13 protein-coding genes and 1 riboswitch are annotated in these 26,025 nt (G+C 68.3%); of the genes, 5 read left to right on the top strand and 8 right to left on the bottom strand.

The window, feature by feature from the left end:
- Nucleotide 1: 1 nt before the first annotated feature.
- Nucleotides 2-433: a DUF6636 domain-containing protein gene (locus OG326_RS06105; protein ID WP_327143624.1), complete on the bottom strand. Its 432-nt coding sequence runs from the start codon at nt 431-433 to the stop codon at nt 2-4.
- 158 nt (nt 434-591) lie between these two features.
- A riboswitch (M-box (ykoK) riboswitch) is annotated at nt 592-771 on the top strand.
- 338 nt (nt 772-1,109) lie between these two features.
- On the opposite strand from OG326_RS06105, the gene OG326_RS06100 reads away from it, so the two are divergent.
- Nucleotides 1,110-2,861 (top strand): NRAMP family divalent metal transporter, encoded by a 1,752-nt coding sequence (locus OG326_RS06100; RefSeq protein ID WP_327143623.1) that lies wholly within the window; start codon nt 1,110-1,112, stop codon nt 2,859-2,861.
- Here OG326_RS06100 and OG326_RS06095 read toward each other — a convergent pair whose 3' ends face one another.
- The 4 genes from OG326_RS06095 to OG326_RS06080 form a co-directional block, all read right to left on the bottom strand.
- Nucleotides 2,862-3,377 (bottom strand): DUF3558 domain-containing protein, encoded by a 516-nt coding sequence (locus OG326_RS06095; RefSeq protein ID WP_327143622.1) that lies wholly within the window; start codon nt 3,375-3,377, stop codon nt 2,862-2,864.
- A gap of 5 nt (nt 3,378-3,382) precedes the next feature.
- Nucleotides 3,383-3,895, bottom strand: coding sequence for a DUF3558 family protein (locus OG326_RS06090; protein ID WP_327143620.1), 513 nt, complete (start codon nt 3,893-3,895; stop codon nt 3,383-3,385).
- A gap of 35 nt (nt 3,896-3,930) precedes the next feature.
- Nucleotides 3,931-4,611: a hypothetical protein gene (locus OG326_RS06085; protein ID WP_327143619.1), complete on the bottom strand. Its 681-nt coding sequence runs from the start codon at nt 4,609-4,611 to the stop codon at nt 3,931-3,933.
- Between the two features lie 86 nt (nt 4,612-4,697).
- On the bottom strand, nt 4,698-5,534 hold the full coding sequence (locus OG326_RS06080) for a helix-turn-helix domain-containing protein (RefSeq protein WP_327143618.1): 837 nt from the start codon (nt 5,532-5,534) through the stop codon (nt 4,698-4,700).
- 117 nt (nt 5,535-5,651) lie between these two features.
- Here OG326_RS06080 and OG326_RS06075 point away from each other — a divergent pair, with 117 nt between their 5' ends.
- Nucleotides 5,652-6,413 carry an SDR family oxidoreductase gene (locus OG326_RS06075; RefSeq protein ID WP_327143617.1) on the top strand — a complete coding sequence of 254 codons (762 nt, stop codon included), beginning with the start codon at nt 5,652-5,654 and terminating at the stop codon, nt 6,411-6,413.
- Nucleotides 6,414-6,427: 14 nt separating this feature from the next.
- Nucleotides 6,428-8,680: a M28 family peptidase gene (locus OG326_RS06070; RefSeq protein WP_327143616.1), complete on the top strand. Its 2,253-nt coding sequence runs from the start codon at nt 6,428-6,430 to the stop codon at nt 8,678-8,680.
- On the opposite strand, the gene OG326_RS06065 is transcribed toward OG326_RS06070, so the two are convergent.
- Nucleotides 8,661-21,788: a non-ribosomal peptide synthetase gene (locus tag OG326_RS06065; protein ID WP_327143615.1), complete on the bottom strand. Its 13,128-nt coding sequence runs from the start codon at nt 21,786-21,788 to the stop codon at nt 8,661-8,663. The two genes, OG326_RS06070 and OG326_RS06065, sit on opposite strands and share 20 nt — an antisense overlap.
- Before the next feature lie 198 nt (nt 21,789-21,986).
- The gene (locus OG326_RS06060; protein WP_442790923.1) at nt 21,987-23,516 is read right to left on the bottom strand and encodes an MFS transporter; all 1,530 of its coding nucleotides are present in this window, start codon (nt 23,514-23,516) and stop codon (nt 21,987-21,989) included.
- A gap of 62 nt (nt 23,517-23,578) precedes the next feature.
- Between OG326_RS06060 and OG326_RS06055 the strand changes: the two genes are divergently transcribed.
- Nucleotides 23,579-24,031 (top strand): MarR family winged helix-turn-helix transcriptional regulator, encoded by a 453-nt coding sequence (locus tag OG326_RS06055; protein ID WP_327143614.1) that lies wholly within the window; start codon nt 23,579-23,581, stop codon nt 24,029-24,031.
- 138 nt (nt 24,032-24,169) lie between these two features.
- The gene (locus OG326_RS06050; RefSeq protein WP_327143613.1) at nt 24,170-25,486 is read left to right on the top strand and encodes a lipase family protein; all 1,317 of its coding nucleotides are present in this window, start codon (nt 24,170-24,172) and stop codon (nt 25,484-25,486) included.
- Nucleotides 25,487-25,628: 142 nt separating this feature from the next.
- Here the strand turns inward: OG326_RS06050 and OG326_RS06045 are convergent, their stop codons facing one another.
- Nucleotides 25,629-25,967, bottom strand: coding sequence for a hypothetical protein (locus OG326_RS06045; RefSeq protein ID WP_327143612.1), 339 nt, complete (start codon nt 25,965-25,967; stop codon nt 25,629-25,631).
- Nucleotides 25,968-26,025 lie beyond the last annotated feature (58 nt).

The raw sequence follows: 26,025 nt of genomic DNA, 5'->3' as shown, positions 1-26,025 counted from the left end.
TTCAGTAGATGTTGTAGAACTCGCGCGCCACCTTGAAGCCGTGGCCGGTGGTGCCGTCGGCGCATTCCACGTACTGCATGGTGACGCTGCACACCATCGAGCCTTCGCGGACCTGCTGGCCGTAATCGACTACGCGAGAATGGAAGTCGATGGGCTGATCGGTGTGGCAGTTGAGCCGCGCGTAGGTCCCGTCCTGTTCGGAGAACACGTCGCCGTACGCGCCGTGGCAGTTGACCGGCGCCACCGGCTGGGCGTAGCTGTGGTCCCTGATCTCGCACTCCGCACCGTGCGGCCCGATGAGGCAGCCGATGTTCCCGGACGGTGAGACGAACTGGTCGAGCTGCGCGGCGTTCGCCGGCGCCGCGCTGAGTGCGAGGGCCGTGGCGGCCGCCGCGACGGCACCGAGGGCGGTCGAAAAGTGTGTCGCTTTCATGACTTCGGAATCCTTCTGGGGTGGTCGATGAGGGTGTCCCCATGCTGTTCCCGCCTGGTTTCAAAACCCTTACGCCCGGCTTGTCAACGGGCAGTCCGGGAACCGAACCGACCGGGCTGAAGTTGACATTCGCTCCGAGCACGCTCAACATTGCCGAGTCAGCACCTCGCTAGGCGAGGCTCCTGTACGAACACAGGCCACTGATCCGACGACGTCGAGAGACGCCCAGGGTTAGGACAGATCAGCCCGGATTAAGGGTTGATCCAAAGTGGCTTCCCCGGGCCGCGAGCCCCCGGATACGTCGTACAGTGCCGAAGCTCTGACGAGAGGGGTGCAGGGCTACGCCGTTGTGCGTGGCCATGTTTCCCCCTTGCCCGCGCGGTCTGACGCGACGAATTTCACGACGCCCTCGCGCGTCACGGCGGCAAGGAGGTGAGGGGCGACACATGAGTTCCGGCGATAGTCCGTATCCGAGTACGGATTTCCAATTCGTCTCGTCCCCGGCTTGCCGCATTTCGGTAATCGGCTGACCCGCAAGCACATTCGACCCTCCGGCACAGCGCCGGCGGCGTGGTAGGCATGTGCCGCGAGCAGTTTCGGTGTGCCCGAAATCGCCAGGTGACCGGGTTGATTCCGCACGCCCGCAACACCTGATGTCGAAAGCGAGGGAACGGCAATGGCCTTCTTCTCGAATGGCGGCGACCGCCGTACCGTGACCACCGCGACTCCCACCGGAGCCGCCGCCACCTCCGCCACCATGGACTCCGCCCACGTGGGCGATATCGTCGGCGCGCTGGGCAGTATCGGCCAGCACGACACCCTCGAGGGGCGCACCCGCAAGCAGCGGGTGCGCATGCTGCTCGCGATCATGGGCCCCGGCCTCATCGTCATGGTCGGCGACAATGACGCCGGCGGCGTGGCCACCTACGCGCAGGCCGGACAGAACTACGGCATGGCCCTGGTCTGGACGCTGCTGCTGCTCATCCCGGTGCTGTACGTCAACCAGGAGATGGTGGTGCGGCTGGGCGCGGTCGCCGGAGTCGGCCACGCGCGCTTGATCTTCGACCGCTTCGGAAAGTTCTGGGGCGCGTTCAGCGTCGGTGATCTGTTCATCGTGAACGCGCTGACGATCGTCACCGAATTCATCGGCGTCTCCATGGCGCTGGGCTATTTCGGCCTGCCCAAGGGCATTTCGGTGCCACTGGCGGCGGTGCTGCTGTTCGCCATGGTGGCGGGCGGTTCGTTCCGGCGTTGGGAGCGCTTCCTCTTCGGGCTCATCGCCGTGAACATCGTCATGTTCCCCCTGGCCTTCATGGTGCACCCGAGCGTGCGCGACACCGCCCACGGTCTGATCCCCTCGTTCCCGGGCGGGCTGAATTCCACACTGCTGCTGCTGATCGTCGCCATTGTCGGCACCACCGTCGCGCCGTGGCAGCTGTTCTTCCAGCAGTCCAATATCGTCGACAAGCGCATCACCCCGCGCTGGATCCGCTATGAGCGCATCGACCTGTGGATCGGCATCGTGGTGGTCATGGCCGGTGCGATCGCCATCATGGCCGCCGCGGCCTTCGGTCTCGCGGGCACCGATGCCATCGGCAACTTCGCCGACGCCGGGACGGTCGCCCAGAGCCTGTCCGATCACATGGGCAAGACCGTCGGCGCGCTGTTCGCCATCCTGCTGTTCGACGCCTCGCTCATCGGCGCGAATGCCGTCGGCCTGGCCACCACCTACGCCCTCGGCGACACGCTGGGCAAGCGGCATTCGCTGCACTGGAAGATCAGCGAAGCGCCGATGTTCTACGCGGGATACGCGGCGCTGCTGGCGATCGCGGCCGCGGTGTCCTTCAGCCCCGATCATGTGCTGGGCCTGCTGACCCAGGGCGTGCAGGCGCTGGCCGGTGTCCTACTGCCTTCCGCCACAGTGTTTCTGGTGCTGCTCTGCAATGACCGGGCGGTGCTCGGGCCCTGGGTGAACACCGTGCGGCAGAACATTGTCGCGGGTGTCATCGTGTGGTCGCTGGTGCTGCTGTCGCTGGCGCTCACCGCCGCGACCTTCTTCCCCGGTCTGACCACCGGCGCCCTCGAAATCGGATTCGGCGCGGGGGTGGCCGTCGGCCTGCTCGGCGGCGCGGGCATGCTGATCAGCTGGCGGATCACCAGGCGGCGCGAAATCGAGCGCACCGCAAAGGAACTCGGCGATATCGACCCGGATCAGATCGAGGAACTGGACGCGACCCCGCTCACCCGTGCCGAGCGCAAGGCGATCGTGGAGCAGGATCGCGACACCTGGCGCACCCCGGCGCTGCATACGCTGGAGCGTCCGGTGTTCAGTACCGCGCGGATGACGGGCATGCTCGCGCTGCGCGGCTATCTGCTGGTGGCGGTGATCCTGGTGGGCGTCAAGATCTTCCAGGCCATCACCGGCTGATCACACACCGTCGATCGCCAGCGTCGCCTGCATGAGGCTCATGGCGGCGGCGCACGGGTCCGGCTGTGCGGTGTGGCGGCGATTGTGCACCCACCAGGTGACTATTCCGGTATCGGAAATGGTCACCGCACAGCTGCCCGGATCGTTCGGGTCCCGCACGTACATACCCGCGAAGTGTTTGATCACCACCCGCTCGATCTGATAGCCGAAATCACCGGCCACCTTGGTTTCGGTCATCAGATTGTCATTGCGCAGCCAGGCGTAGGTCAGACCCACGGTGCCGCCGGCCGGGTAATCGCCGACCCAGTTGCAGATGGTCGGCGCGCTCTGCTGATGCACCGACGGCACGTGCAGGGTGGTGGCGATGACCTGGTCGGGCAGTGGCCCGCACCCGGCCAGCAGGTCGGGATCGTCGGCCGAGCGTACTGCGGTGTCCTGCTGATGGCTCGAGCATCCGGTCACGACGCCGAGGGCCGCGACGGCTACCGCCACCGCCGCAATTGTCTTGGTGAGCACGGGATTCACCCCTTTGCCAGAGTCGCCGAGGCCAGCCGATCGACGGCCGCGCAGGCGGCATCGGGCGTGGTGACGGCGGAATCGACTGTCCAGGCGATGAAATCGGCGTCCCCGGTGGGCACCGCCGCCTCGCAGGAATGCGCAGTGCGCCAGCTGTATCCGGAGCGGCCGACGATGTCTATACCATCCCGCTTGACGGAAGCCGCTGTGTCACTGTGATATTGGTCGATCGGGCTGCCCCGGAACCAGCGGAAGGTGACGCTCGACCCGTCCTGCGCCTCCCAGCGGCACAGCAGGGCGTCACTCGAGACGAGGGTCATCTCGCCGAGCCCGGATCGGGTGCCGACCTGACCGGCGTCCGCCGAACCGCAGAGCCCGACATCCACCGACGGCGCGGCCACCTGCGGCGCGGAACTGGCGGGTGCGGCAGCGGGAGCATCCCTGCTCTGCGTGCCACAGGCGGAGAGCAGCAGCGCGGCCAGCAGCGCCGCACTCACTTTTCCCGACAATGCACGCACGATTGCGATGATAGCGACGGAAAGACTTCCCGGCGCTACGCGATCACCCGCGGCCACGGGTAGAAGGCCAGATGAATGAGCAGCACCACCAGCAGCGCGAGCAGAACCGCCGCGAACGGATGGGCCCGCCGCTCCAGATAGCCGATGGTGCGGAACAGCGTGGGGAACGGGACATCGCGGCTGAACACCAGCGACAGCACGCTGGGAATCACCACCCAGACGAGCGCGATCAGGCCGTACAGCACATAGGCGCCCAGGTAGGTACTCGGATCCATATGCCGCGCACCGGCCGCGAACAGCACGCCGAAGATCAAGACCACCGCGGCCAGCACCAGATATCCCACCCCGAGCAGCTGGACCGGCGCATTGTTCGTGGTGATACGGCCATTCGCGGTCACCGGCCGGCCCCCGACGGTGCTGGGCGCCGGATCGGGATTCATCGTCAATTGCGGCACCGCGTAATACGCCAGGACCACGATGACGAACACCACGATCAGACGCACCCACGCGTGCTGGGACTGTAGATGCCCGATCGTCGATGAAATGGTCGGCCAGTCCGCCAACCGGAATACCGATGCCAGTTCGGGGACGGCAATCGCCAGTCCCGCGAGGCCCCACATGAGGTAACCCCAGAATTCCGCCGAACGCCCCGCTGCCGTGGGCGCCGCGCGCCCTGCTGCCGAGGGCTCGGCGCCGTTGCCGACCGCCTCCGTCATACAGCCGGTCTACCACGTGAAAGGGTGCGCGGCCGGGAAGCCGTGCAGTCGATATCAGCCTGGTGCTGTGCCGTCATCCACGCACCTCAGCGCGGTGCGACGGAGTTGCCCGCCGTCAGATCGGCCAGCACCGCGGCGGTCGGCGAACCGGGAACCGCGGTGTAGACGACGAGCAACTGATCCGGATCGCCGGGCAGCAGCAGGGTCTCGTAACCGAAGTCGAGCGTGCCCAGGACGGGGTGCTGAATCAGCTTGGCGCCGTAGGTCTTCTCCTTCACCGGATGATCGGCCCAGATGCGCCGGAAGGCCTCGCTGCGGCGGGACAGCTCCTCCACCAGAAGCAGCAGTTCCGGATCATCCGGATGCAGTCCGGCATCGCGGCGCAGGAAGGCGGCGGTCTCGGCCGCCACGATCTCCCAGTCGGGATAGAACTGCGGGGCCGCCGGATCCAGGAACAGCGAGCGGGCCTGATTGCGCTCCGCCTCGGGCAGGGCCGAGAATCCGGAGATGGTGTCCGCCAGGGCATTCCAGGCCAGCACATCCATGCGGCGACCCAGTACGAAAGCCGGTGCGACGATGGCATCCAGCAGCAGCCGCGCACCCGGGCGCAGCGAATCCCGGTACACGCCTGGCGTACTGGGGAGAAGACCGCCGGTGGGCCGGGCCAGCGCGTAGAGGTGCACACGTTCGGAATCGGTCAGGCGCAGCGCCCGCGCGACGGCATCGAGCACCGCATCGGAGGCATTGCGGCCGCGCCCCTGTTCCAGCCGGATGTAGTAGTCGACGCTGACCCCCGCGAGCTGCGCCACCTCCTCGCGTCGCAGACCCGGGACCCGGCGGCGACCGTATTCGCGCAGCCCGGCGTCGGACGGCTGAATGCGGGCGCGCCGTGATTGCAGGAATTCGCCGAGATCGGTGTGCATGCCCCTCAGCCTAAAAGTTCCATCCTGGTACTGCCGGACCCAGGAAAACCGGACCCCTCGCTGACCCCTTCGCCGCTGTCCAGGATGAGTACAGACCACAGCGAAGGAGACTGGAAAATGAGCTACGAGAACCTGGCCGGCCGCACCGCCGTCATCACCGGGGCCGCCAGCGGGATGGGCGAGGCCACCGCACTGCTGCTGGCCCGCAGCGGCGCCCGGGTCGCCCTGCTGGCCCGCCGCGCGGACCGGCTGCAGACCCTGGCCGCCAAGATCGAGGCGGACGGCGGCACCGCGCTGGCCGTCGCGGTGGATATCACCGATCCGGCGAGCGTGAGCGCCGCCGCGGCACGGGTGCACGAGGCATTCGGCCCGGTCGATCTGGTCGTCAACGCGGCCGGTGTCATGCTGCCCAATCCGATTGCCGCGGGCCGCGAGGACGAATGGGTCGGGATGATCGATACCAATATCACCGGTGCGCTGCGCATCATTCGCGCCTTCGTACCGGATCTGCTGGCGGCGGCCGACGCCGGGCGCACCGCCGATCTGGTGGATATCTCCTCCATCGGCGCGCATGTGACCTTCCCCGACTACGCGGTGTACGGCGCGACCAAGGCGGCGCTCACCCACCTGTCGAGCAGTCTGCGGACCGAGCTGGGGCCGCGCCGGGTGCGGGTCACCAATATCGAGCCCGGCCTGACCGATACCGAATTGGGCACGCACATCGACAATCCGGAGCTCAGCGGTCAGCTCGACGGCATGTTCACCGCGCTCGAGGCGCTGAGCGCCGACGATATCGCCGACCTCATCGCGTACACCACCAGCCGTCCGGCGCGCGTGAATCTGCGTCAGCTGATCGTGCTGCCGACCCAGCAGGCCTGACTACTATCGGATCCATGCGGGTGGGACGAGGGCTTTCCGGGTTTCTGGCATTCGCAGTACTGCTGGCGGTGGTGGTGGCCACCGCCTGGCAGCAGCAGCCGCACGGATATCGGGCGGACTCCGCGCCGAACGATGCGTTCAGCGCCGGGCGCGCCTTCCGGACCGTGCAGGAGATCGCGCATACGACGCATCCGGTCGGCAGCGCCGAACACGACCGCGTCCGTGACTATCTCGCCGGGGAACTCCGAAAGCTCGGTCTGCAGACCGATATTCGAGAGGGCGTCGGACGCTGGCCCGGCACGTACCAGCACGGCGAGGCCGGGCTGGGCCGAATCTCCAATATCGTGGCCCGGCTGCCCGGCACGAATTCGACCGGCACCGTATACCTTGTCGCACATTATGATTCGGTGCCGTCCGGCCCTGGCGCCAATGACGACGGGGTCGCGGTCGCCGCCATCCTCGAAACCGTGCGCGCGCTGCGGGACAGCGAGACCGGTCTGCGCAATGATGTGGTCGCGCTGATCACCGATGGTGAGGAACCGGGGCTGCTGGGCGCGGAAGCCTTTGTGGCGGCCGGTGATTACGACAGGCACGGTGTGGTGATCAATCACGATGCGCGCGGTGCGGGCGGGCCGCCGCTGCTGTGGCGGATCACCCGGCCCGACGGCGGGCTCATGGGCGGGGCACAGGCCGCCCCGCATCCGAATACCGATTCCCTGACCACCACCCTGGCCGGGGCGGGCGTCTCCAGCACCACCGATTTCGTCTCGTTCAAGCCGGGCGGGCTGCGGGTGCTGGACTGGGCCTATGCCGGACGTAATGCGTACTACCACAACCCCAAGGACGATCCGGAGCATGTGAATCTCGCGACCGTGCAGCAGGTGGGCGACAATGCGCTCGCGCTGGCACGGGATTTCGGCGAGCGCGATCTCGCCGACACGTCCAACCAGTCGAATCCGGCTTATTTCACACTGCCTTTCGGCGTCCTGATCGTTTCGCCGCCGTGGCTGATCATTGCGTTCGCGGTGCTGGCGCTGCTGGCGGTGGCCTGGGTGATCCGGCAGGTGCGGCACAGCGGGGAAGCCTCGATCAAGGGCGTAATCGGCGCCACCGCACTGGCATTGGTGACCGTTCCGCTCGCGGTCGGCGCGACATACGGGCTGTGGTGGGCGGTGCAGGCCATCCGGCCCGCATATCGCGGGTTTCCGGTGGATCCCTATCGGCCGGAGTTCTTCCAGGGCTCGATGATCGTGCTGTGCGTATGCGCACTGGCCGCCTCCTATGCCGTGGCGCACCGCCTGTTCGGGGCCACGGCCCCGCCGATCGGACTGCTGACAGCCACGGTTGTGGTCGGCGCGGGGACCGCCGTCTACTCTCCGGCGGCCGCCGAGATGTTCGTACTGCCCGGTTGCGCGGCGGCCTTCGGGGTGGCCGTCACCTTCCTGCTGCCCGATCGCTGGCGGCTGTCGGCGCTCACCGTATTTCTGCTGCCCGCCGCGGTATTCCTCGGCGGCACCGCCTGGTCCGGGGTGCAGGCCGGACTGCTCACCGCACCGTTCCTGGCCTCGCCGCTGATCATGCTGCTCGGCGGGCTGCTGACGCTGACACTCAGCCGGTCCTGGCCGACCCGGCGCGGCTGGACGATTCCGGTCACCGCGCTGGCGGTCACCGTCGCGCTGGCCGGCGCCGGGCTGGCGGTGGATCACTATGACGACCAGCATCCGCGCATTACCGAGCTGGGGTACGCACTCGATGCCGATCGGCACGAGGCGCGGTGGGTGTCGAGCCTCGCCCCCGACGATTGGACGCGGAACTTCGTGGGCGAGGGTGCACCCGGCGCACCGTTCTCCGGTCTGTGGGCGAGTGCGGTATCCAGCGGGCCCGCACCGGCACAGGCCCTGTCGCCGCCGGTGGCCGAGATCGTCTCGAACACCACCGATTCCGGGCAGCGCACCATTCGCCTGCGGCTGCGGTCGACGCGCGGGGCCACCCGGATCGAGCTGCGCTGGGAATCGGCCATCACCACGCTGCATGTGGCCGGGCGCGAGGTGACACCGGTGCCGGACAAGGGCTTTCGCTTCGAGGCGCCGACCGCCGACGGCATCGAGGTGGAGCTGACCGCACCGGCCGGGCCGCTCCCCCTGCGCCTGGTCGACTACACCTGGCTGCCGGACTCGCACGTGGACGCGTACCGCAGCCCGCCGGGCGATGTCTTCTTCCGGCAGGACAGCGCCTGCGCCGTCTTCGTCACAGTGCCGGGGCTGTAGCGACCACCGGCACCGCCCATCGCTCGGCGAGCGTCAATCCGATGTGGCGCAGTGGATCTCGCTGTGCCATACCGATATGCGTGGCATAGACGGGGACATCGGTGACCGTCCCGGTGATGTGCTCCTCCCAGCTCCGGGCGGCCCCGCGTCCCCCGGCCTGTTCCCTGATGGCCGTGAAATGCAGCAGATCGCCGCAGAACCTACCGCTCGGTGCGCCCGGAACCTGTCGCGTCAGTGCGGCTTTCGCGCGTTCGAGCAGTTCCGGCGGGAGGCTTCCGGCCGCGCGTACCAGGGATTCCATGCCGCGGAGCTCACGCCAGGCGGCCTCGGTATCGGCCGACCGCTGTCCGGGAGTGCCGTCGGTGACGGCGGTGTCCATGAGAGCGAGCAGCGCCACCTCCGCCCCGAGACTCTGCAACCGCACCGCGATCTCGTGGGCGATGCGACCGCCGAGGGACCAGCCCAGCAGGCGATACGGCCCCGTCGGCTGTACCCGGAGAATCTCGGCGAGATAGCGATCGGCGTACTCGTCCAGCGAGGCCAGCGGCGGGACTCCCCCGACCACCCAGGGATCCTGGATGCCGTAGAGCGAGATCTCCGGATCCAGGTGTGCGAGCAGACCAGCGAACGGCCAGGCCACACCGCCACCGGGGTGGATGCAGAAGAGTGTCTCCAGGCCCGTGCGGCGCAGCGGCAGAACCACCGACAGCGACTCGTCTTCGCCTGCGGCCATGGGATTTTCGGACAGTCGCAGGGCGAGCGCGGCAACCTTCGGCGCCTCGAAGAGATCTCGCAGCGCCACCGTGCCGGGCAAGCGCGAGACGGCCTGGGCGGCGGTGAGCGAATTGCCGCCGAGCACGAAGAAGTCATCGTCCAGACCGACCTGCTCGAGGCCGAGGATTTCGGCGAAGGCCGCGGCCACCGCCGCTTCGGCCGCGGTCTCCGGCGGGCGAAAACCGGTGCTCACGACGGGCGGCAGGGGCAGCGCGGCCCGATCGACCTTGCCGTTGGTCAGCAGTGGCAGCCGGTCCAGGACGACCACAGCGGGCACCAGGTAGTCCGGAAGACGTTGTGCCGCAGCCGCAGTGAGCTCCGCCGGGTCCAGCGTGCGGCCGGATTCCGGTACCGCGTACGCGATCAGCGCGGCACCGCCGGGATTCTCGGCACAGCTCGCCACCACCTGCGCCACACCTGGCGCGGCCGCCACCGCGGCCTCGATCTCGCCGAGTTCCACGCGTACCCCGCGCACCTTGACCTGGAAATCGGTGCGGCCCTGATAGATCAGCTCGCCGGTGGCGGACCAGGTGACAAGATCCCCGGTGCGGTAGAGGCGCGCACCGGCGGGACCGAACGGGTCCGCGACGAAACATGCTGCCGTGGCGCCGAATCGGCCCAGATAGCCACGCGCCACCGCGGGCCCGCCGAGATACAGCTCACCCGTGGCGCCGATCGGCACGGGGCGCAGACTGCGATCGAGCACATAGCAGCGCATCCCGACCACGGGTTCGCCGATGGTGATGGCATGGTCACCGTCGAGCGCCCGGCTCATGGTGGCGATGACCGTCGCCTCGGTCGGGCCGTAGGCATTGAGCAGCCGATGCGCCGCGCCCCAGGCGGAAGCCACCGCCGGTGGGCAGGCTTCACCGCCGGTGAGCACCACCGACAGCCCGGGTAGATCGGCCGGATCGGTGCAGGCCAGCACGGCGGGCGTCACGAAGGCGTGAGTGACTCGTTCACGACGCATGAGCAGCGTGAGTTCCGTGCCCGCGTACGCGTCCGGTGGAGCGACCAGCAGGGTGGCGGCGGCCCCGGCCGCGAGCACCAGCTCCCATACCGACACGTCGAAACTCGGTGTGGCCAGGCACAATATGCGAGACCGCGCATCCGCGCCGATGTACCGATGCTGCGCGGCGGCCATATTCGCGAGACCGGCGTGGGTGACCACCACGCCCTTGGGCAGGCCGGTGGAGCCTGAGGTGTGAATGACGTAGGCGGCCGTGCCGAGGTGCTGTCGTGGTCCATGCTGCCGCGATTCCCGCTGCCACGATTCCTGCTGCCGCAGTGCGGGACTCGATCCCTCCGCATCGAGAGCGAGCACCTCGACGTCCGGCTGCGTGCTGAAGGCAACGCTCTCACCGTCGGTGGTCACCACAGCGCGCACGTCTGCCTCATCGAGCATGTTCGCTATGCGGGCCCGGGGGAATCCCGGATCGACGGGCATGAAGGCCGCACCCGATTTGGTCACGCCCCAGCACGCCACGACCCAGGCCGGTGAGCGCGACATGCCCAGCGCCACCACATCTTCCGGACCGACGCCGCGCGTCGTCAGCCACCGGGCGATCCGGTCGGAGCGCTCGTCGAGCTCGCGGTAGGTGAGGACCAGGTCGCCGCGGCGCACGGCCTCGGCATCGGGTGCGCGCCGGACCGCCGCCGCCAGCAGATCGGGCAGCAGCAGATCGGCGCTGTCGCCGTCTGTGTCGTTCCAATCCAGCACGGTTCGGCGGTACTCCGCGGTGCTGAGCAGGCCGATGCGCGCGGTGGGCGTGTGCGGTTCGACGGTGACGCGCTGCAACAGCAGGAGGTAGCGCTCGACCAGCGCGACAATGGTGTCGTGGTCGAAAAGCTCGGTGGCGTACTGCACCTCGAGACCGAGCCCGGAATCCGCCTGGGTCACCGTGAATTCCAGGTCGAAGCGCGAGGTCACCGAGGGCAGGAGCACCGGTTCGACGTGCAGGCCGGAGAGCTCCGGGCGCACGGGATCGAGATTCTGCAGGGCCAGGACCACCTGGAAGAGCGGATGGCGGGCACGCGAGCGCGGCGGATCGAGCACGTCCACCACCTGCTCGAAGGGCAGGTCGGTGTGCGCGAACGCGGCGAGATCGAGACTGCGCACCCGCTCCAGCAGCGTCGAGAACGATTCGGCGGCAGCAACTTCCGTGCGGAGCACCAGGGTATTGACGAACATGCCGACCAGCTCGTCGAGCTCCGCCGCTCCGCGTCCCGCCACCGGGGTGCCGATCGCGATATCGTCGGTGCCCGACCAGGCCGCGAGCAGCAGGGCCAGCCCGGCGTGCAGCGTCATGAACAGCGAGGCGTCGTGCTGCCACGCGAGTTCGCGCAGGGCCCGCACCGTCGATTCCGGAATCACCGACGATACGGTCCGGCCGCACTGCGAGGCCACCGGCGGACGGAGGCGATCCGTCGGAAGTCCGAGTTCCGCCGGAAGTCCCGCGAGAGTGGTTGTCCAGTAGTCGATCTGGCGCGACATCTCCGATTCCGGATCGTCGGCTGAGCCAAGCATCGATCGCTGCCACAGTGTGTAGTCGGCATACTGCACCACAGGCGGCGTCCACGACGGGTACTTCCCGTGCCGCCCGGCCGAATACGCCTCGGCCAGATCGCGGGCCAGCGGCGCGAGCGAGAATCCATCGGCATTCGCGTGGTACACGACAAAGACCAGCCGCCACTCCTGGGCGCGCTCGACCGCCGCCCCCACCGCGAACAATCCCGCGCGCAGCGGCGGCTTCGCACTCAGATCGAAAGGCGCGGAGCAGTATTCCTCGAGCGTCGCGGCCACTCGCGCCGGACGGACGGTACGGATATCGAGCGCCGGCTCCCTGGCCACGACGCGCTGACAGGCCACACCGTCGATCTCGGGGTAGTACGTGCGCAGCACCTCGTGCCGCGCCGCGACCGCCCGCAGCGCCGACACCAGTGCCGCCACATCCACTCGCCCTTCCAGGCGCAGGACCAGCGGAATATTGTAGGCGCCGGAATCGGGATCGAGCCGGTTGAGCAGCCACAGTCGCTGCTGGGCGAAGGACAGCGGCACGAGGTCCGGGCGCGGCACGGCCACCAGGGGCAGGCGCGCGACCGCTGCCGAAACGGCAAGGCGCGCAGCCAGTTCCACCACCGTCGAGGCGTCGAATACCGCCCGCACCGGCACCCCGATCCCCAGTGCCGCGCCCAATCGCGCCGCCACCCGGGTGGCGCTGAGCGAATTGCCGCCCAACAGGAAGAAGTCATCGTCCAGGCCGACGCGGGTGGCATGCAGAACCTCGGAGAAGGCCTGCGCCACCGCATGTTCCGCGGGAGTGTGCGGTGCACGGAACGGCGCCGGCTCGGCGGCGGGTGCGGGCAGTGCGGCACGATCCACCTTGCCGGCGGCGGTCAGGGGCAACCGCTCGAGAACCACGAACACCGAGGGCACCATGTAGTCGGGCAGCTGCTGCGCGACCGCCGTGCGGACCCGGCCGACGTCCACGCTCCGACCCGTCACATAGGCGGCAATGCGCTGTTCACCGGGGTTGTCCTCGCGGATCACGACCACCGCCTGCGTGATCCCGGCCGCGCTCAACGCCGCGGCTTCGATCTCGCCCGGCTCGATGCGCATACCGCGCACCTTCACCTGGGCATCGGTGCGGCCGATGAATTCCAGCGTGCCCTCGGCCCGCCAGCGGACCGCATCACCGGTGCGGTACATGCGGCCGGGCGCGAAGGGATCGGCGAGGAAGCGGGTCGCGGTCAGCGCCGGAGCGGATCGATATCCGCGTGCCACGCCCGGACCCGCCAGGTACAGCTCCCCCGCGACGCCGACCGGCACGGGTGCCAGGCGGCCGTCGAGGACGTAGCAGCGCGCCCCCATTGCCGGACCGCCCAGTGTCACCGGGTCGTTCGGCGCGTACGGGGCACTCAGATTCGAAATAATGGTGGCCTCGGAGGGACCGTAGGCAACGAGCAGCCTGCGACCGGCCGACCAGCGCGCGGCGAGGTTCGGGGCCACCACCTCACCGCCGGTGACGAGTACCCGCGGTACCGACTCCGCGCCCGGGGTTTCCAGGTCCGCCGGGTCCATTCCGGCCAGGACCGCGGGGGTGATGAAGGCGTGCGTAATGCGCTCGCGGCGCAGTAGATCCGTCAGCTCGGTCCCGCCGAACACCTCCGCCGCGGCAAGGACGAGGGTGCCGCCCGCGCCCACCGCCAGCAGCACCTCCCAGAGCGAGGCGTCGAAGCTCGGCGAGGCCAGCCCGAGAACGCGCGAATCGCGCTTCGGGGCACAGTGTTTCGCCTGCGCACCGACAATGTTGGCGAGGCCGCCGTGAGTAGTCACCACACCCTTGGGCACACCGGTCGAACCGGAGGTGAAGATCAGGTAGGCCGCATCGAGCAGGCGTAAACGGCGCGGGCGCTCGGCGGCGCACACGGTGGAGCCGGAGGCGGCGGCGAGTTCGGCGCGCAGTGCCGGATCGTCCAGCAGCAGCCAGCCCGGCCGGATGCCGATAGCCTCAGTGGTAATGCCCAGCGTCGCACCGGAATCCGAGAGCATGCGCTCGATGCGCTGCCGCGGATGGCGCGGTTCGATCGGCAGGTAGGTCGCGCCCGATTTGGCCACGGCCCACAGCGCGACCAGCCAGTCGATCGAACGGTGCAGGGCCACGGCCACGGTGGAATCCGGGCCGATGCCACGCCGAATCAGCGCGCGGGTCAGTCGATTCGACTGCTCGTCGAGCGCTCGGTAGGTCAGGGTGCGATCACCGCACACCACCGCTGCGGTATCCGGCGCCAGAGCGACGGCACGAGCCATCAGACCTGGAAGATTGGTCGGGGTCGCGCCGCCGGTCTTGTTCCAGTCGTATAGGACTCGGCGGCGTTCGTCCGCGCCGAGCGCATCGAAGGTGCGCACCGGTCGTGCCGGGTCGGCGGCCACCTGGGCGAGCAGCAGGTCGAAGCGGTGCAGTATGGATTCAGCGCTGTCCCGGTCGAAAAGCGCGGTGTCGTACCGCAGTTCGACGGCGAGGTGGGCATCCACCTCCGCGATGTCGAATTCCAGATCGACGCGCACGGTACGCGGCGGCGGCGCAATCGGCTCCACCCGGACCCCGGGCAGGTGCAGCTGCGGCGTGCCGAAGTTCTGGAAGGCCAGCACCACCTGGAACAGCGGATGCCGTGCGGCCGAACGGGTCAGGCCGAGTGCGTCCACAATGCATTCGAAGGGCGCCTGCGCGTGCACGAAGGCCTCGACATCGGTATCGCGCACCCGGTCGAGCAGCTGGGCGAACGATTCGTCGGCATCGATGACAGTCCGCAGGGCAACAGGATTGACGAACATGCCCACGAGCTCGTCCAGACCGGAGGCGTCGCGACCGGCCGTCGGCGTGCCGATGACGATGTCGCCGGTCCCGGAGAGTTTCGCCAGCAGTACCGCCAGGGCGGCATGGACGACCATGAACAGTGAAGCCCGGTGTTCGCGCGCGATATCCCGCAGGGTGGACGTAATCCCCTGCGGCACGGACCATTCGACGCAGTCACCGCTGTATCCGGCGGATTCGGGGCGCGGGCGATCGAGGGGCAGCGGGAGTTCGGCAGGGGCGTCGGCGAGCACCCGAACCCAGTGCTCCAGCTGCCGATTCAGCTCCGAATCGGGGTCGGCGGTGGTACCCAGGGCGGCGTGCCGGCGCAGCGAGTAGTCCGCGTACTGCATGGGGAGTGCGGGCCATTGCGGTTCGCCGCCGGTGGCCCGGGCGAGGTAGGCCGCCGCGAGGTCGCGCGTGAGCGGACCCAGCGAATAACCGTCCGCGTTGACGTGATGCACGGCTACGGCCAGCACCCACTCGGACTGCCCGCGGGTACCGGCGAACGCCGCGGGTTGTATGGAGGAATCGACCGCGTACAGCCGCACCCGGATCGGCGGCGCCACCGCGAGATCGAAAGGTGCGGCCTCGAACTGGGCCAGTGCCCGCTGCAACCGGATCGGGGGCATCCGCCGCATTTCCAGCGCGCCGACGTCCTCGTGCGACACCGCCTGATACGGCACCCCCTCGTGCTCGGGGAAGTAGGTGCGCAGCGCCTCGTGCCGGTGGACCACATCGGATACGGCGGCGGCCAGGGCCACCACATCGAGCGCACCGGTCAGGCGCACGGCCAGCAGAAGGTGATAGGCCGCGCCCGCGCCACGGCGGTCGAGCAGCCAGATGCCCTGCTGCGCGAACGAGAGCGGGACTCGCTCGGATCGCTCCTGTGGACCGGTGATCAGCGGAACGGTCGACGCGGTGCGCCCGCGTGTGCGCAACACGGCGGCCAGGCCCGCCACGGTGGGCTCGTCGAACACGTCGCGCAGGTCGAGCTCCCACCCCGCCTCGCGCAGCAGCGCGACACTGCGGGTGGCGCTGAGCGAATCGCCGCCGAGCGCGAAGAAGTCGTCGAGGACGCCCATCCGGTCGAGTCCGAGGACCTGCGTGAACACCTGCGCCACCGACTCTTCGAGCGCCGAACGCGGTGCCCGGACCTCCGCACCGGATCGGATCGGTTCGGGCGGGACGTCATTGCGGCCGTGGTAATCCAGCTCGCCGTCGGTGCGCCAGGAGCCGAGATCACCGGTGCGGTACATGCGTTCGCCCGGTGCGCCGAAGCCGTTCGGCACGAAGCGGCCGCCGGTCAGTCCCGGCCTGCGATGGTAGCCGCGCGCCAGACCTGTTCCGGCTACGTACACTTCACCGATCGCGCCCGGCGGGACCGGCCGCAGGCGGTTGTCCAGCACGTAGCAGCGCGCGCCGACGACGGGGCCGCCGATGGACACCGCGGGCTCGGCCCGCAGCGGACGGCTGACGGTGGACCAGAGGGTGGCCTCGGCCGGGCCGTAGGCATTGATGAAACAGCGCCCGGCGGACCAGATTCCGGCCAGTTCCGGTGGGCACGCCGCACCGGAGGTGGCGAGCAATCGCAGGTGCGGAAGTCGCTCCGGCGCCTCGAGGGTGGCCAGCACCCGCGGGGTGAGCATGGCGTGTGTGATGCGCTCGCGGTCCATGAGGTCGAGCAGGGCGTCACCGGCGTAGGCCCACGGCGGCGCGACCACCAGGGTGGCGCCGGAACCCAAGGCCAGCAGCAGTTCCCACACCGAGGCGTCGAAGCCCGGGGAGGCGACCGCGAGCACCCGGATATCGGGATCGGAGTCGCAGCGCTGCGCCTGGGTCACCACCACATTCGCCAGGCCGGCGTGGGTGATGGTGGCGGCCTTCGGGTTTCCGTTGGATCCGGAGGCGTACACGACATAGGCCGGATGCTGCAGGCGCAGCGGACGCACGCGGTCGGCATCGGTGATCGGCTTCGGGGACGGCTCGACCGGCTCCTCCGGATCGATGATCAGCCACTCGCCGCCAGCGAGAGCGGGCAGATCCGCCTGCCTGCGGGCCACGGTAATACCCACGGCCGCACCGGAATCGGTCAGCACGAGTGCGATGCGCTCGGCGGGCGCGGCCGAATCGACGGGAAGATACGCCGCACCCGCGTGCGCCACCGCGCAGACCGCCACCACCCATTCGAGGGAACGGGGCAGTGCCACCGCGACCATGTCCTCGGGGCCGATACCCAGCGCGATCAGCTTGCGGGCCAGGTGATTCGAGCGGGCGCCGAGCTCGCGGTAGGTCAGCGCACCGCCCTCGCACGTCACCGCGACGGCGTCCGGGGCGTAGGCCGCCGCGCGGGTGAGCAGCCGCGGCCACGTGACCGCGACGGCTTCGCTGGTGTCGTTCCAGTCCCGCAGCGCACGCCGTTCGTCCGGCGCCAGCAGGTCTATGTCACCGATGGCGACCGCCGAATCCCGGGCGATGTGGGCGAGGACCCGGACCAGCCGCTGTGTCAGCGCCTCCATTGCGTTCCGGTCGAACAGATCCGTGGCGTACTGCGCGGTCACCGAGAGCCCGGCCGGGGATTCGACCACCGTGAACTCGAGGTCGAATTTGGCCAGGGGTAAAGGCATTTCGAGAGACTCCACCCGCAGTCCGGGCAGTTCGAATTCGGTGCGGCCACCCGAGCGGAACGACAGCATGACCTGGAACAGCGGATGCCGGAACCTGGAGCCCGGCAGCCGCGCGGCTTCCACCAGGCGTTCGAACGGAACCTCGTCGTGCGCGAAGGCGCTCAGATCGATATCCCGGACGCGGGACAGCAGCGCGTCGAACGACTCCGCGGCATCCACGGGCACCCGCAGTACCAGCGTATTGACGAACATGCCGATCAGGTCGTCCAGGCGGGCATCACCCCGCCCGGCGACCGGCGTGCCGACCGCGATATCGCTTCCGCCCGATATCGCGGCCAGCACGACCGCCAGCCCGGCATGGACGACCATGAACAAGGTCGCGCCATGCCGTTGTGCTACCTCTTGCAACCCCCGGACGGTATCGCCCGGAAGATCTGTGCACACCCGCTCCGCACGCCCCGACGGGTGCGCCGGACGCGGATGATGCGGCGGCAGGGCCGATTCCACCGGAAGCCCCGACAGCACCTCCGACCAGTGGCCGAGCTGTCGGGACAATTCCGACTCCGGATCGGAATCGGAACCCAGCACGGCATGTTGCCACAGGGTGTAGTCCGCGTACTGCAGCGGCAGGGGTGACCACTCCGGTGAAGTGCTGCGCACCCGCGCCGTATACGCGGTTGCCAGATCACGCGCGAACGGGCCGAGCGAGAGTCCGTCGGCGATCACATGATGCACCAGCACCGCGAGCACGTGATGATCGGGGCGGTCGTCGTCATTGTGGACCCGCAGCAGGCGCACCCGAATCGGCGGTGCGGCAGCGAGATCGAAGCCGGTGTCGCCGAAGTCGGCCATGGTGCGCTCGAAGTCCGCCGCCTCGACCGGCTCCGGTTCCAGCCCGGCGATCACGGCGTCCACCGGCGAGATCTGCTGGCAGACCAGGCCATCGAGTTCCGGGAACGATGTGCGCAGGGCCTCGTGGCGGCCGACCACATCGGTCAGTGCGGCCGTCAGCGCGCTGACATCGACAGCGCCGGTCAGCCGCAGGCACAGCAGCATGTTGTACGCCGCCGACTCCGGATCTAGCCGATTCAGCAGCCAAAGCCGGTGCTGCGCATGCGAGATCGGCACCCGCTCCGGCCGTTCCCGAGGCGCGGGCCGTACCCGGTCCACGAGGAGATCCCGGGCTCCCACCCGCTCCGCGAAACTGGCCACCGTGCTCGACTCGAACAGCTCCCGCACTCCGGCCGCCACCCCGAGCGCCGCGCCGACTCGAGCCGTTACGAGCGTCGCGGTCAGCGAATCACCGCCCAGCGCAAAGAAATCGTCGTCGAGGCCCGGGGCGTCGACTCCCAGAACCTGTGCGAATGCCTCGGCCACAGCCTTTTCCGCGCGGGTGACAGGCGCCCGATACTGGGTCGCCACACACACCGGTGCGGGCAGCGCCCGTCGATCCACCTTCCCGTTCGCCGTGACCGGCAACCGATCCAGCAGCACGATGGTCGGCACCATATAGCTCGGCAGCCGCTGCGCCGCACTGACTTCCAGTTCCCGATTGGTCAGCAGAACGCCCGATCGGGGCACGGCATATGCCACGATTCGCGCGACCGTGCCTGTGTGAACGACGACGACCGCCTGTGCGACGCCGGGACAGTCGGCGAGGACCGCCTCGATCTCACCGAGTTCGATACGGAGCCCGCGCAGCTTGACCTGATCATCGGCGCGGCCGCGGAACTCGAGTTCTCCGCGCTCGTCCCAGGTGACGAGATCGCCGGTGCGGTAGAGCCTTTCACCGGGCGCGCCGAAGGGATCGGCGATGAAACTCGTCCCCGTGGCGGCGGGGCGCGCGAGGTAGCCGCGCGCCAGTCCGGGGCCGCCGAGATAGAGTTCGCCGACCACGCCCGGAGGCACCGGGCGCAGCCACGGGTCGAGAACGTAGCAGCGCATGCCCGCGACGGGCGTGCCCAGCGTGATCGGACGATCGGGTGCGAGGGCGCCGAGATTGGTGACAATGCTGGTCTCGGTGGGGCCGTACACATTCACGAGGTTCCGGCCCGGAGCCCAGGCCGCCACCACCGCCTGCGGGCAGGCCTCACCCCCGGTCGAAAGATATTGCAGCCGTTCCAGTCCCGCCGGATCGGTCTTCGACAGCACCGCGGGCGTCACGAAGGCATGGGTCACCCGTTCCCGGCGCATGAGCTCCGACAACCGCGGTCCCGCGTACGCGTCACCCGAAGCCACCACCAATGTCGCCCCCGTGGTCGCGGCGAGCAGCACATCCCAGAGCGAGGCATCGAACGTCGGAGCCGTCACGCACAGCACGCGATCCCCAGCCGCGGCCGGTAGGTGCTCCGCCTGCGCCGCAACAAGACCGGCCCATCCGCCGTGGGTGACAACCACACCCTTCGGCCCACCGGTCGAACCCGACGTGTAGATGACATACGCCGGATGCCCGGCACGCAGCGGCCGAGTCCGATCGGCATCGGTGAATGCGGCGGCTTCATCGTCCGGGTAGTCGAGGACTCGCAGGAGGTCGTCGCGCGTCAACCACTCCCGGTCACCGCGTACCGCGTCGGGCAATGTGGTTGCCGCGGTGTCGATTCCGAGACTGATCTCGGCTTCGTCGAGGATCGTGCCGGTGCGGTCGGCGGGATGGTCCGGGTCCAGGGGAAGGTAGGCCGCGCCGGACTTCATGACGCCCCAGATGGCCGCCACCCATTCGAGAGAGCGCTGGGCGCGGACGGCGACGACGTCTCCGGGCCCGATACCGCGGCCACTCAGGTTGTGCGCCAGGCGATTCGAAGCGGCGTCGAGTTGGGCGTAGGTGAGGGCCGCTGCCGCACCGGACCCTGCCCGCTCCGCTGGGTCACCCCCTACGGCTGCTGCCGCACCTGCCACAGCTTGCGGCGCTGACGCATCGACTGTGACTTGCGGGAATGCATCGCAGACAACTGCCTGCGCTGTGGGGTTCTTCCGGGCGGTAGCGGTGAAGAGATCCGGGAGCAGGAGGGGGTCGGGTTCGTCTATGCGGTTCGGGGCGTGCAGGATTCGGTCTCGCTCGGGGTCGGTGAGGAGACAGATGCGGCCGACTGGTTGGTCCGGATCGGCGGCAATGAAATTGCCGAGGAATAGCAGGAAGCGATTCAGGTGGTCGTCGAGCTGTCGCTGGTCGTACTTTTCCGGGTTGGCGAGAATATCGACCGACAGCCCCTCCTCGGACCCGGCGCGGTACAGATTGAAATGCAGATCCGCGACCGAACCCGAGGAGAGAATGCTGTATTCGCCTACCGCACGGCCGAATCGGCTGGTGCGATCGAAGAACATGATATTCGCGCTGGGGCCCAGCACCTGGTCCGCGCCGACACCGAGTTCGCGACGCAGCTCCTCGAATCGGTAGCGCTGATGCCGCAGCCCGCCGAGGGTCTCCCGCGCGGCGGCCTCGATGAGTTCACGCAGCGTGACCGCACCCGCGCAGTGCAATCGAATCGGCAGCACATTGGCGAGCATTCCGCCGGACCGCTTGAGCGCGGCCGTGGTCCGCGCCGAGGCCGCCAGCTGCACCAGGGGTTCCGCGGTGCCCGCCGTGCCCGCCTGAAATGCGCACAGTGCCGCGACCAGTACCTGCGCCGGACTGACGGCGCAGTCGGCGGCCAGCTGATCCAGCGCCACCCATTCGAATGCCGACAATGCACCCGCGGCACGCAGGGCGACGGGCGCGGCGGCACGTCGACGCGGCCGGAGTGCAGCGGTCTCCGGCGGCGGAGCGGTCCAGTCCGAGAAGCGTTCTCGCCAATAGTCCCGGTCGGCGCCATAGCGCGCCGACGCCCGGTATTCAGCATCGGCGGCGTGGATCTCCGCTGGTGACAGACCTTTGAACGGTTCCGGTTCGGTATCGCGCAGCAGCGCCGAGTACCACTGCCCGATGCGTGCGATCAGGCTCAGCCCGCCGTAGCCGTCGATGGCGACGTGATGCATCTGCGCGTACCAGATATGCCGATCCGGCCCGAGCGTCAGCAGCGCCGCCGCCCACAGCGGAGCGTCCAGGAGCTCGATCGGAATCCGGTGCCGCCGATTCATCCATTCCAGTGCGGCCCGGCGCGGTTCGGGCTCGGCTGTGAAATCGACATGTTCCAGTGCGCCACCGATATCCGGGGCGATCCACTGGTACGGCCGACCGTCGGTCCGGCCGATGCGCAGTCGTCCCACGCCGAACTCCCCGAAGGCGCGGTGCGACGCGGCATCGAAGAGTTCCGCATCGAGTTCCCCGTGCAATTCCAGGTAATGCGCCTGGCCGGGGAGCGCGCGCGGATCGGCGCTGTTCCCGGACTCGATATCGTCCGCGAGCCACAATTCCATTTGGGCTCGGGACAATTCGAACGGTACGGCGTCGCAAACATCCGGAGACTGGGCTGGCACTGTCCCTCCCGAAGTCGAGAGCGGCGGAATGAGCCGGGGCGCAAATGGATACCGATTCGCGCGCCCCGACTGCGGACAGTACCGCACAGTTGCTGGAAGTCTGCTGCCATTTCCGTCGTGCCGTAAGTGGACGAACGATCAGGCCGCGACCGCCGCTGTACTACTGGTCGAGCGCTTGCTTGTTCCAGCAGGGCGCACCGGGATGAACGCGGCAATCGCCGCGGCGGCCAGGGCCACGCCGCACCCGATGAAAAGACCTACGCGGAAACCGTTTTCGGTCGGAATCGGATGTCCGCCCAGACTGGTGCTCAGCTGCGCCAGCACCACACCGATGATCGCCGCCGAGAACGACGCGCCGATGGAGCGCATCAGCGTATTGAAGCTGTTCGCCGCGGCCGTCTCCGAGAGCGGCACCGCACTCATGATGAGCGCGGGCATGGCGCCGTACGCCAGCGCCACACCTGAGTTGCAGATGCAGACCGCCACCAGCAGCCCCCACGTGGAACCCATGATGACCGCCGAGCACGCGTATCCGGCGGACAGCACCAGCGCGCCGGCGATAAGAGTCACCTTCGGCCCGCGCGCGGCGGAGAGCTTGGCGCCCAGCGGCGACACCGCCATCATGATGATTCCGCCCGGCGCCATCCACAGACCCATGGCCAGCATCGACTGTCCCAGGCCGTATCCGGTGATCTTCGGCAGCACCAGCAGCTGCGGCACGATCAGCGAGGCCGAGTACATGCCGAAGCCGAGCACGGCCGAGGAGGCATTGGTCAGCAGCACCCGCGGTCGCCGGGCCACCCGCAGATCGACCATCGGATCGACGGTCCGCAGCTCCCACCACGCCCACAGCACCAGCACCGCCACGGCGGCGACGAGCAGACCCACAATGCTGCCGCTGCCCCAGCCCCAGGTAGCGCCCTTCGAAATCCCGAGCAGCAGGCAGACCAGACCGGCGCCGAGTCCGACCGCGCCGACACTGTCAAATCGGCCCGTGGCGACCACCGGCACATCCGGCACCACCACATAGATGAGGATCGCGACGAGCACGCTCAGGGCGCCGGCTCCCCAGAACAGGATGTGCCAATTCGCATGCTGCGCAACAACGGCCGCGACGGGCAGTCCCAGCGCGCTGCCGATCCCCAGGGAGGCGCTGACCATGGCGATGGACGGGCCCAGGCGCTCGGCGGGCAGGAGATCGCGCAGCGCCGAAATGCCCAGCGGCAGAATGCCCATGCCCATGCCCTGCAGCCCGCGCCCGACGATCATCGGCACGACCGAATCCGCCACCGCGCACAGCACCGAGCCCGCGATGAGCGGCACCGTCGAGATGAGGAGCATGCGGCGCTTGCCGTAGAGATCGCCGAGCCGTCCGGCGACCGGCGTGGCGACGGCCCCCGCCAGCAGGGTCGCGGTCACCACCCAGGAGGCATTGGAGGCGCTGGTGTGCAACAGCACCGGCAGCTGGCCGAGCAGCGGCACCACCAGTGTCTGCATGACGGCGGCGATAATGCCGGCCAGGGCCAGTACGCCCACGATGCCCTTGGAACCGGCGCCGGGCAGCTCGCCGGTTCCCGGCGGGGCCTTGATCACTGACTCACCCACGCGCTTCTCCTCATCGATCGAGTTCAACGCATGTGTACGATACACATCGCATGCATGATGCATATACACGCTGTGACGTGGGTCACCTATGGCAGACTCACACGAGGTCGCGACGGAAGGACTGCATGAACAAGCCCACGGACCGGGTCGAATTCGAGATCATGCTGCTGGGCCGCTACACCGTGAACGCCCGCTACCGCCGCGACGGCACCCGCCTCGACCGCAGCGCGTACCTGCTCCTGAACCGGCTCAGCGCAGAGGGCCCGATGTCCATCGGCCAACTCACCGAAGCCTTCGGCCTGGACGCCTCCACCCTCAACCGCCAAACCGCAGCCCTCCTGCGCACCGGACTCGTCGAACGCATCCCCGACCCCGACGGCGGCATCGCCCGCAAATTCCGCATCACCCCCGACGGCGAACACAATCTCGAATCCGAACGAACCGCCAATACCCAAGGCCTGGAACAGGTCATGACCAACTGGTCCCCCGCCGACGTAGCCGCCTTCGCCACCTACCTCGCCCGACTCAACACCGACATCGAACACGTCGACGGCCGCCCCTGGCCCCGCCCCTCATAACCGCCTCTCACCGAACTGCAACCTGTTACAGTTCGGATGCCGAAGGGGAGGTGGGCAATGTCGACGACTCGTAAATATCGTTACCGGACAACATTTTTCACACAACTGGTACGAATAATCCTGCCGATCGCGACCCTGATGGGAGCGACGAGCGCCCTGGCATCGCCCGCGGTGGCGACTCCCGATACCGCCGATCCCTTCTACGCCCCGCCCGCGGACTACGCGGCGAAAGAACCGGGGGCGATCCTCCGGGCTCGGCAGATCCAGGCCAGCTATTCACAGTTGATTGCCTGGCCGGTCCAGGCCTGGCAATTGCTGTATCGGACCACCGCGGCAGATGGGCAACCTTACGCCGCGGTCACGACGGTGCTGAAAACATCGCGCACGACCCAGCCGTCGGCGCTGCTGTCGTTCCAGAATATGACCGATTCGATTGCACCGCAGTGCATGCCGTCCCAGGCGCTGCGGCAGGGGCAGGTTCCCTGGATCGATCCGTCGAAATCAGGTCCGCTCCAGCTCACCACGATGTCCGGCGAAACACCGATGATCGCCGCCGCGCTCGCGCGCGGATGGGCCGTGTCGGTACCCGACTTCGGCGGCATCGACAATCACTATTCGACCCCCAGGGAGCCCGGTTACGTTGTGCTGGACGGGATTCGGGCGGCCGAAGCGTTCGAACCGGCCGCGCTGCCGGGCCCTGGAATCCCGACGCTCATGTGGGGTTATTCCGGTGGTGGGATCGCCAGTGCGTGGGCTGCCCAGGAACAGCCGCGGTACGCACCCGAACTGAATGTGGTCGGCGCGGCACTGGGCGCACCGGTCGGTGACCCGCGTCCCGCGCTGCTCGCCATGAACGGCACACCGGTCGGCGGCTCACTCCTGCCGGGCGCGCTGATGGGCATCATGCAGGATTCCCCGGAGTTCACCGCCGCCATCAACCGCTACCTCACCCCCGCCGGCAAGCAGAAGATCGCCGACGCCACGAACAACTGCACCCCGCAGAACATGGTGTCCGACTTCGGCTTCGACGCGAATCAGTTCCTCACCGAACCCCTACCCCAGGTACTCGCCGACCCGGTGATCAGCGCCGCCTTCGACGAGCGCAACCTCGGCTCCCCGGCTCCCACCACTCCCCTGTACGTCTACAACACGATCGACGACGAGGGCAGTCTGATCTCCAATATCGACACTCTGGTCTCCAGCTACTGCGCGGCGGGCACCCCCGTCACCTACCGCCGGGAACAAATCAGCATGCCCGTCTCCGGCCACACCGGCGAATGGTTCCTCGGCGCCCCCGGTGCTCTCGCCTGGCTCCAGCAGCAAGCGGAAACACCTGTGGCCCAAACGAATTGCGATATCCAGACCGTCCCCGCCACAATCCTCGACCCCGCAGCCATGAATGCCCTCACCTCAGGCATTCTCACCGGCCCCGTCCGCACCTTCCTCGGCATCTGACCTCAGGGCTACAGCCGGGCGGCCGCTGATCTGCTGTCATCGCGGCTGCTGTTCCGCGATGACGGCCCAGTCGTCGGCGCCGTGGCCGTCGGCGATGGCCTGATCGAAACAAGATCAAGAAGGTCCAACTGCTGGACTCGGGTCAGATGGCCCAGGTCATCGGGTAATTGGCGTACTTCGCGGTCTCCGCCGTGAACGTCACGCCTACAGCCCTGAGGTCATCGCGCGCCCTGACCCTCATCTCCTTCAGCTCATCCATCTGCGCCGCATGCTCTTCGGAGTCCCATACGCTCACCTGGGAGAGCGAACCTTCAGGGGAGACACCCGCATACCAGTGCAGAAGGCCGGGCAGCGCCTGGATTGCCGGGATCAGATACTTCGAAGTTTCTTTATCCGCCGCGACGACCGCGTCGTACAGACTCGGATCGAAGGTGACTCGCCCGACACGGACGACGGCAGTTGCCGGCAATGACTCTGTCATCTTGTTCGATTCCCTCTCGGCAATGCTGAAAGTTCCTTCTTACCAGATGATCTCACCG

The sequence above is a fragment of the Nocardia sp. NBC_01327 genome (assembly GCF_035958815.1).
Classification (GTDB): domain Bacteria; phylum Actinomycetota; class Actinomycetes; order Mycobacteriales; family Mycobacteriaceae; genus Nocardia.
Note: the sequence above shows the minus strand (reverse complement) of the source record. Positions and strands in the feature narration are given on the sequence as shown.

Excerpts from the sequence above, each read along its gene's own strand:
- OG326_RS06100 (WP_327143623.1), top strand. The coding sequence starts at position 1,110 with ATGGCCTTCTTCTCGAATGGCGGCGACCGCCGTACCGTGACCACCGCG.
- OG326_RS06045 (WP_327143612.1), bottom strand. The coding sequence starts at position 25,967 with ATGACAGAGTCATTGCCGGCAACTGCCGTCGTCCGTGTCGGGCGAGTC.
- OG326_RS06055 (WP_327143614.1), top strand. The coding sequence starts at position 23,579 with ATGAACAAGCCCACGGACCGGGTCGAATTCGAGATCATGCTGCTGGGC.
- OG326_RS06050 (WP_327143613.1), top strand. The coding sequence starts at position 24,170 with ATGGGAGCGACGAGCGCCCTGGCATCGCCCGCGGTGGCGACTCCCGAT.
- OG326_RS06070 (WP_327143616.1), top strand. The coding sequence starts at position 6,428 with ATGCGGGTGGGACGAGGGCTTTCCGGGTTTCTGGCATTCGCAGTACTG.
- OG326_RS06060 (WP_442790923.1), bottom strand. The coding sequence starts at position 23,516 with ATGCATCATGCATGCGATGTGTATCGTACACATGCGTTGAACTCGATC.
- OG326_RS06085 (WP_327143619.1), bottom strand. The coding sequence starts at position 4,611 with ATGACGGAGGCGGTCGGCAACGGCGCCGAGCCCTCGGCAGCAGGGCGC.
- OG326_RS06065 (WP_327143615.1), bottom strand. The coding sequence starts at position 21,788 with ATGGAATTGTGGCTCGCGGACGATATCGAGTCCGGGAACAGCGCCGAT.
- OG326_RS06105 (WP_327143624.1), bottom strand. The coding sequence starts at position 433 with ATGAAAGCGACACACTTTTCGACCGCCCTCGGTGCCGTCGCGGCGGCC.
- OG326_RS06080 (WP_327143618.1), bottom strand. The coding sequence starts at position 5,534 with ATGCACACCGATCTCGGCGAATTCCTGCAATCACGGCGCGCCCGCATT.
- OG326_RS06075 (WP_327143617.1), top strand. The coding sequence starts at position 5,652 with ATGAGCTACGAGAACCTGGCCGGCCGCACCGCCGTCATCACCGGGGCC.